We start from the raw sequence: 6974 nt of genomic DNA, 5'->3' as shown, positions 1-6974 counted from the left end.
CCCTTCCGCAGTTGCGCTTCTCTTCGCTCGCCATGACCAGCTCACGGTGGGACTTCCACCCACAAGAATGCGCCCATGCTGGGCGCACCAACAAAAAGGCCCCGCCGCGAACGGCAGGGCCTGATTCCGTTGCGGAAGAGAGCCGAATTATTCGGCGCTGTCTTCGGCAGCCTTCTTTTTCGGCGCAGCCTTCTTCTTCGGAGCGGCGGCAACTTCTTCGCCTTCGGCGGCAGATTCGGTTGCTTCAGCCTTAGCAGCAGCCTTCTTCTTCGGAGTAGCCTTCTTGGCTTCCGGCTTGCCTTCCGTTTCAGCTTCGTCGTCGGCCAGCAGCGCTTCCTTGGAAACGGTCTTGTCAGTGACGTCGACTTCGGTCAGCAGGTGGTCGATGACCTTTTCTTCGAAGATCGGCGCGCGCAGGTTGGCGGAAGCGCCGGGCGTGTTGCGGAAGAATTCCAGGATTTCCTTTTCCTGGCCCGGGAATTGCTGGAGCTGCGCATAGAGGGCGCGCTGGAGTTCATCTTCGCTGACTTCGACACCGGCCTTTTCGCCGATTTCGGAGAGAACGAGGCCAAGGCGGACACGGCGCTCGGCGAGCTTACGATATTCTTCGCGAGCCTTCTCTTCCGTCGTGTCCTCGTCTTCGAAGGTCTTGCCCGATTCATCGAGATCGGTCTGGATCTGGCGCCAGATGCTAGCGAATTCGGCTTCGACGAGCTTCTGCGGCGTGTCGAACTGGTACATCTCGTCGAGCTGGTCGAGGATCTGACGCTTGACCTTCTGGCGGGTGACCGAGCCGTACTGGCTTTCGATCTGGCCGCGAACGATTTCCTTCAGGCGGTCGGCGGATTCGATACCGAGCTTGGAGGCGAGCTCGTCGTTGATTTCGATTTCGCCGGGAGCTGCAACTTCCTTGACGTTGATGTCGAAGGTGGCTTCCTTGCCGGCAAGGTTCTTGGCCGGGTAGTCGGCCGGGAAGGTTACGGTGATGACCTTCTCATCGCCAGCCTTGAGGCCGACGAGCTGCTCTTCGAAGCCCGGGATGAAGCGGTTGGAACCGAGGACGAGCTGAGCGTCTTCGTCCTTGCCGCCTTCAAAGGCTTCGCCGTCGACCTTGCCCAGATAATCGATGGTAACGCGGTCGCCGTTGGCGGCCTTGCCCTTCTTGGTCTCGTAGCTGCGAGCGCTTTCGGCGATCTTCAGGATCTGTTCGGTGACTTCGTCTTCGCCGATCTCGGCGACTTCACGGATAACCTTGACGCCCTTAACCGACTTCAGTTCGATCGCGGGGATGACTTCATAGGAGAGCGTGAATTCGAAATCGGCCTGAGCGGCGAGGATCTTTTCAGCCTCGTCCTTGTCCTCGGTCATAGCGATTTCCGGCTGGGTCGCCGACTTTTCGCCGCGTTCGGTCAGGATTGCCGGCGGCTGGTCACGAACGATCTCATTGACGAGGTCGGCCATGATCGACTTGCCATAGACCTTCTTCAGATGCGCAACCGGCACCTTGCCCGGACGAAAGCCGTTAATACGGACCTTGTCCTTGACCTCGGCCAGGCGCTCGTTCATGCGAACTTCCATGTCCTTGGCCGGGATGACCACCTTGATTTCGCGCTTCAGCCCTTCAGCGAGCGTTTCGATAACCTGCATTGTCCTACCTTCATTCATGGCGGCCGTGCCCAGACAGCCGTTCGTTTCGATGAGCACGACGCCGGAAAATCCCGAGCGTGGCTTGGATGCAATTCCTCATCATTCTGCTGGAGCGCCGCACGTTCGAACGAATGCGCAAAAGGTCGCTCTACCTCTCGGAATCTAGGGCATCTTGTCCACTTTCCACTAGAAAGCGGGATGCTCTAGGCAAAATGGCGCGTCCACAGCGGGTCAGGAGACAGACCGTTAAGCCTCTCCAGTCCACAAGGCAGCCTTGGTGCGGGTAGAGAGACTTGAACTCCCACGCCTTGCGGCACCAGAACCTAAATCTGGCGTGTCTACCAATTTCACCATACCCGCGTTCCCAAAACCGCACGGCAATGCCTGCCCATGGGGCCTTCTGGAGCGCGGCGTCTCTATATCACCCGTTTTAAACCACGCAAAGGAAAAATGACGGTTCCACGACCGTCCACGGACCTTGTTTGGTTTTACACCGAAACCCAGTCAGTAAAGCGGCTCTTCGTAGACGGATTTACCATCCAACAATAGGCTTCTGATATGCGCTTCCCCATCCGCAGAAACGCGGGCGGCGATCGCGACGCGGTCGTGATTGCGCGCATCCTCGACATCGCGGCCCTCACCTTCAGGCACATAGTAGCGCTCGATGCCGTAGGTGACCGAGATCGTTTCCTGCGGAGACGGCCCACTATCGCCATAGGAGAAATAGTCGAAAGGCAGGCTTTTGAGGACGACTGTATCCGATTTCGCTTCCAGCGTTCCGAAGGACGATTCGACGACACCCCAATAGCCGTCATCCTCCTTCTTCAAACGGACGGACAGAACCTGGTTTTTCCGATTTTCCGTCGGCGCGCCGCCGACCAGGGTCGATACCGGTATGCGCGAAATGTCGTAGTTCAGTGTCACATAGTCGCCGCGCAGCAAATCGCGCGGATCGATCGGGGCGGTTTTCAATAGGACTTCGACGCCACTCCTCAGGCCCCACGCCCTTTCGCCGACCATATAGCCGAGGACAGCCGTCTGGAGCGCTGCGACAACGATCGCAGCGACCCACATGCGGCGGCTGAAATTGCGTGCAACGGAGCTGACGTCGCCTGTGATCGTCATGCCTGCACCCCTTGCCTGTCGCTATGAGGCCCGTTGCTACGAGAGAATCGCTGCTCCAGCCGGATGACCAGCCAGGCGGCGATTGCGACGAACACGCCGCAAATCAGGAAGAACCCCGAGGTGCCGATGATCGAACCAACCGTCTCATTGGCGAGATAAAAAATCTCACTGGCGAAAACGAAGTAGACAAGGTAGCGCACCGCACCATTGTCGCGGCCGCCCAGAATGATCGCAATAACTGCGCTTGCTAGCGTCGCGAAGGAGACCGCGATGAGAGGCAGCCTGTTCCCGACCCCCGCAGTATTCCCAAAACCCCCATCGCTGATTTCTCCATGGATCGCAAAGAACCCGATGGTCGCGATAAGAAAAGTATAGAAGGCAGGTGAGGCGCCTGCAGTCCGCGCGATCCTCGTCAAGGGCGAAACCGGGAGGCTGACGCCCAGGAAGGCAATCATGCCGGCGGCGGCAAACAGGATCGCCGCGCGCAGGCTCTCATACTGCACAAAAATCCAGGTCAGCCAGCCCACAAGCATGAGATAGGCCAGATGCCGGGACGCAGGCGCATCGACATATCGGACGAGGGCGATCAGCACGGCCGCCATGATCGGCGGCGCCCAGGGCATGACTCCGTACCATTCGTCGTAGTGTTCCCAGAGATAGAGGCCGCAAAATCCCCAAGCAAGGAAACCGGCAAGAGCCACCTGAGCGCCCGAGCCAAACAGCGCGGCGGCAATACTGGCGACTGCGAACCAGACGATCAACATCGTGAGCTCATCACCGGAAAGATTATACATCTGGCCGACCAGTGACATGGCGCCGCCGAAACTAATCGTGCCGAGAATCAGTAACGCTGACGCTAGGATCGGGCGGGCGCGCACGAATAAATAGGCCGCGCTAAGATAAAAGGCCCAGATCAACGTGATGAGCCCGAAGAGTCTGATGATGCGCGGTATCTGATCCCAATTCGACGCCACGAAGAGCAGAATTGCCGCGCCGACCAGAAGTGCGGCCATGACAGCAAGGACTCTACCGAGGCTAAAGCTTGCCGGACGGCTGTCATACTCGCTGAGAATCGCTGCCGCCGCCGGCGCATCGACCAGCCCTTTATCCACCCAGACTTTCAGATCACGCTCGAGTCTACCCCGGTACATCCGCGCGCACCTCTAAACTGCGATTCCCTCACCAAAGTGTCTTATCACATATTAAGAACGTGCGAGGTCGCTCATTCATCGCTGAAATCAGCGGGATGCAGGGCAAAGCCGCACCATATTAATGCAGAGATAGGCTTTATTCGCTATACTACGATTTGCAAAATACAAAGCTTCGAAGGCATGCACAGCCGACATACCTCCCATGAAATTATTGCGCTGCACAAAAATCAAAAGTCATACTATTTTAAGGGCATTGAAGGACGGCAGTAGCGCGCCGCTTCGGCGAAAGCCGGAAAGAGCTTGAGGAAGCATTTCCTCAGATAGAATTCGGAGTTGCACACTCCTCCTCCCAGTGCGCTCCGATGGATTGACGACACTCCTCCTCCCAGTCGTCAATCACCATAAATGACGCCCACCGCATCCTCCTCCCGCGGTGGGCGTTATTTTTATCTGCTGATTAAATCGGTTAATTCTTCATAAATTGATGGATATGATCAGCACCGTGCCCGTACGCAGGTCATGCAAGGGAACGGTGCGAATAATGCAGGGAGCAGGATTCTCTCCTCGCGCGACGGCGACAGTCTTCCCAAGCCACAACATCACGTGAACCACGGCCAAATACGGGCAATATCTGAGCAATTGCCCAACAATAGGGCCGAAAAGCGCCGTTGTGCGCGCTTTTTGAGCCGACAACCCGCCTTCACGCTAACGTGACATGCACATAAAGCAGTCACTCACCTAGGCAAATTGCCGGCGAGAAATGCGTCATGCGCATAGGTGACATGAAGCATTCGCTCTTTTAGTTCTTGCAGCGCAGCATATATTCACGCTCATCGGATCGCGGACGGAACCAATCACGGAACCGACAAGATCTCCAAATCCTCGAAAGGGACTTAGAATGAACCTGACCCGCTCTTTCAATAACTGGCGCAAGTATCGTCAGACCGTTACCGAACTCGGCCGCATGAGCACCCGTGAACTGCATGACCTCGGTATCGATCGTTCCGACATCCATCGCGTAGCTCGCGAAGCCACCGGTCGCTAATTAGCGGATTGGCTTCGCTAAATAGCGACAGCCTTCACAACGCCCGTTGCGGAAAACCGCGGCGGGCGTTCTTTCGTTTGCGCGCCGTTCGCGCCTGTGGCAGTGACGGTGTCGCCTAAAACTATGCCGCCCCGCACATGGCACATAAATTTTGAGCATTGATGGCTTTTTGAGCGTCATATTGCACAAATGCATAGCAGACGCCTTTTATTTGCACTGCAAAATATTCGTCCTCGCACCTATATGAATGTCAAGCGCTGAGGCGGCAATCGTGCCGCTCGCAACTGAATGACCGAGGACAAGACAATGAACCCGATTCGTATCGCCAAGAACTGGATTAGCTATCGCCGCACGCTGAACGAGCTCGGCAACCTTTCCGCCCAAACTCTCTCGGATATCGGCGTTAGCCGCTACGAAATCCGCAACATCGCTTCTCGCTCTTTCCGTTAATCGAAACGGACTGAGCAGACTGCCTCAAGACGGCGCTCTTCGGCGCCGTTTTTGATTCCGGCTCCTGCGCAAAGCAATTGGATCGTCGACCCGCCCGTGGTAATGACGCGCGCATGACAAATACCAGCTCCATTTCCCCTATCCACGTCGTCGGCGGCGGCCTTGCCGGCTCCGAAGCTGCCTGGCAGATCGCCAGTGCCGGTGTACCGGTCATCCTGCATGAAATGCGCGGTGTGCGCGGTACCGAAGCGCATAAGACTGACGGTCTGGCAGAACTCGTCTGCTCAAATTCCTTCCGCTCTGATGATGCGACCAGCAACGCGGTAGGCGTCATCCACGCGGAAATGCGCCTGGCCGGTTCTCTGATCATGGCCGCCGCCGACAAGCATCAGGTTCCCGCCGGCGGCGCGCTGGCGGTGGATCGCGATGGATTTTCCGCGGCCGTAACGCAGGCGATCGAAAACCATCCGCTCATCACTATCGTGCGCGAGGAGATCCAGGGTCTGCCGCCGAAGGAATGGGACCAGGCAATTATCGCCACCGGTCCCTTGACCGCACCGGGGCTCGCCAGCGCCATCCAGGCTGAAACCGGGGCGGACGCGCTTGCCTTTTTCGACGCCATCGCACCGATCGTCTATCGCGATAGCATCAACATGGACATTTGCTGGTACCAGTCACGTTACGACAAAGTCGGCCCCGGCGGCACGGGCAAGGACTATATCAACTGCCCGATGGACGAAGCCCAATACAATGGATTCGTCGATGCCCTGATCGCGGGCGATGGCGTCGGTTTCAAGGAATGGGAAGGCACGCCCTATTTCGACGGCTGCCTGCCGATCGAGGTCATGGCCGAGCGCGGGCGCGAGACGCTGCGTCACGGCCCGATGAAGCCGATGGGCCTGACCAACGCCCATAACCCGAGCGTCAAGGCCTATGCGGTGGTGCAGCTCCGCCAGGACAATGCGCTCGGCACGCTCTACAACATGGTCGGCTTTCAGACCAAGTTGAAATATGGCGCGCAAGCCGAGATTTTCCGACTGATCCCCGGCCTGGAGAATGCCGAATTTGCACGGCTTGGCGGCTTGCACCGCAACACCTACATCAATTCGCCGATCCTGCTCGACCGCTCGCTGACGCTGAAGTCTCGGCCGGGCTTGCGTTTTGCCGGCCAGATCACCGGCTGCGAAGGCTATGTCGAAAGCGCCAGCATCGGCCTGCTCGCCGGTCGCTTTGCCGCTGCCGAGCGCAAGGGCCAGTCCCCTTCCCTTCCGCCGGACACGACGGCGCTGGGGTCGCTGCTCAACCATATTACCGGCGGTCACATCGTTTCCGATGAAGAGCCGGGCAAACGCTCCTTCCAGCCGATGAACATCAATTTCGGGCTGTTTCCGGAATTGCAACCGGGCTCCATCGTCAAGCCGGAAGGCATCAAGCGCTTCCGCGGCAAGGACAAGACGATCATGAAACGGCAACTCATCGCCAAACGGGCGCTTGCTGATTGCGCTGGATGGCTCGGCGTTCAGGCGCCGGCGGTCGCCGCGAGCGCCTGAGCCTTT

6 protein-coding genes and 1 tRNA gene are annotated in these 6974 nt (G+C 57.9%); 3 read left to right on the top strand and 4 right to left on the bottom strand.

Annotation, left to right across the window (positions count from 1 at the left end; translation table 11 throughout):
• Positions 1-147: 147 nt before the first annotated feature.
• From tig to PY650_RS13455, 4 genes are all read right to left on the bottom strand, one after another.
• Positions 148-1647: a trigger factor gene (gene tig, locus PY650_RS13470; RefSeq protein ID WP_285879773.1), complete on the bottom strand. Its 1500-nt coding sequence runs from the start codon at positions 1645-1647 to the stop codon at positions 148-150.
• Between the two features lie 275 nt (positions 1648-1922).
• Positions 1923-2007 (bottom strand) — tRNA-Leu (locus PY650_RS13465).
• 144 nt (positions 2008-2151) lie between these two features.
• Positions 2152-2772, bottom strand: a complete 621-nt coding sequence (locus PY650_RS13460) for a GDYXXLXY domain-containing protein (protein WP_285879772.1) — start codon at positions 2770-2772, stop codon at positions 2152-2154.
• On the bottom strand, positions 2769-3923 hold the full coding sequence (locus PY650_RS13455) for a DUF2157 domain-containing protein (protein ID WP_285879771.1): 1155 nt from the start codon (positions 3921-3923) through the stop codon (positions 2769-2771). The genes PY650_RS13460 and PY650_RS13455 overlap by 4 nt, the downstream gene beginning before the upstream one ends.
• A gap of 898 nt (positions 3924-4821) precedes the next feature.
• Between PY650_RS13455 and PY650_RS13450 the strand changes: the two genes are divergently transcribed.
• The 3 genes from PY650_RS13450 to trmFO all read left to right on the top strand — a co-directional run bounded on the left by PY650_RS13450 (position 4822) and on the right by trmFO (position 6968).
• Positions 4822-4968, top strand: coding sequence for a DUF1127 domain-containing protein (locus tag PY650_RS13450; protein WP_007690983.1), 147 nt, complete (start codon positions 4822-4824; stop codon positions 4966-4968).
• A gap of 306 nt (positions 4969-5274) precedes the next feature.
• Positions 5275-5418: a DUF1127 domain-containing protein gene (locus PY650_RS13445; protein WP_120706345.1), complete on the top strand. Its 144-nt coding sequence runs from the start codon at positions 5275-5277 to the stop codon at positions 5416-5418.
• 113 nt (positions 5419-5531) lie between these two features.
• A complete protein-coding gene (trmFO, locus tag PY650_RS13440) occupies positions 5532-6968 on the top strand; it encodes a methylenetetrahydrofolate--tRNA-(uracil(54)-C(5))-methyltransferase (FADH(2)-oxidizing) TrmFO (RefSeq protein ID WP_285879770.1) in 1437 nt (478 codons plus the stop codon).
• Positions 6969-6974 lie beyond the last annotated feature (6 nt).

Source organism: Martinezella calliandrae, assembly GCF_030272695.1.
GTDB classification, from domain to species: domain Bacteria; phylum Pseudomonadota; class Alphaproteobacteria; order Rhizobiales; family Rhizobiaceae; genus Rhizobium; species Rhizobium calliandrae.
Note: the sequence above shows the minus strand (reverse complement) of the source record. Positions and strands in the feature narration are given on the sequence as shown.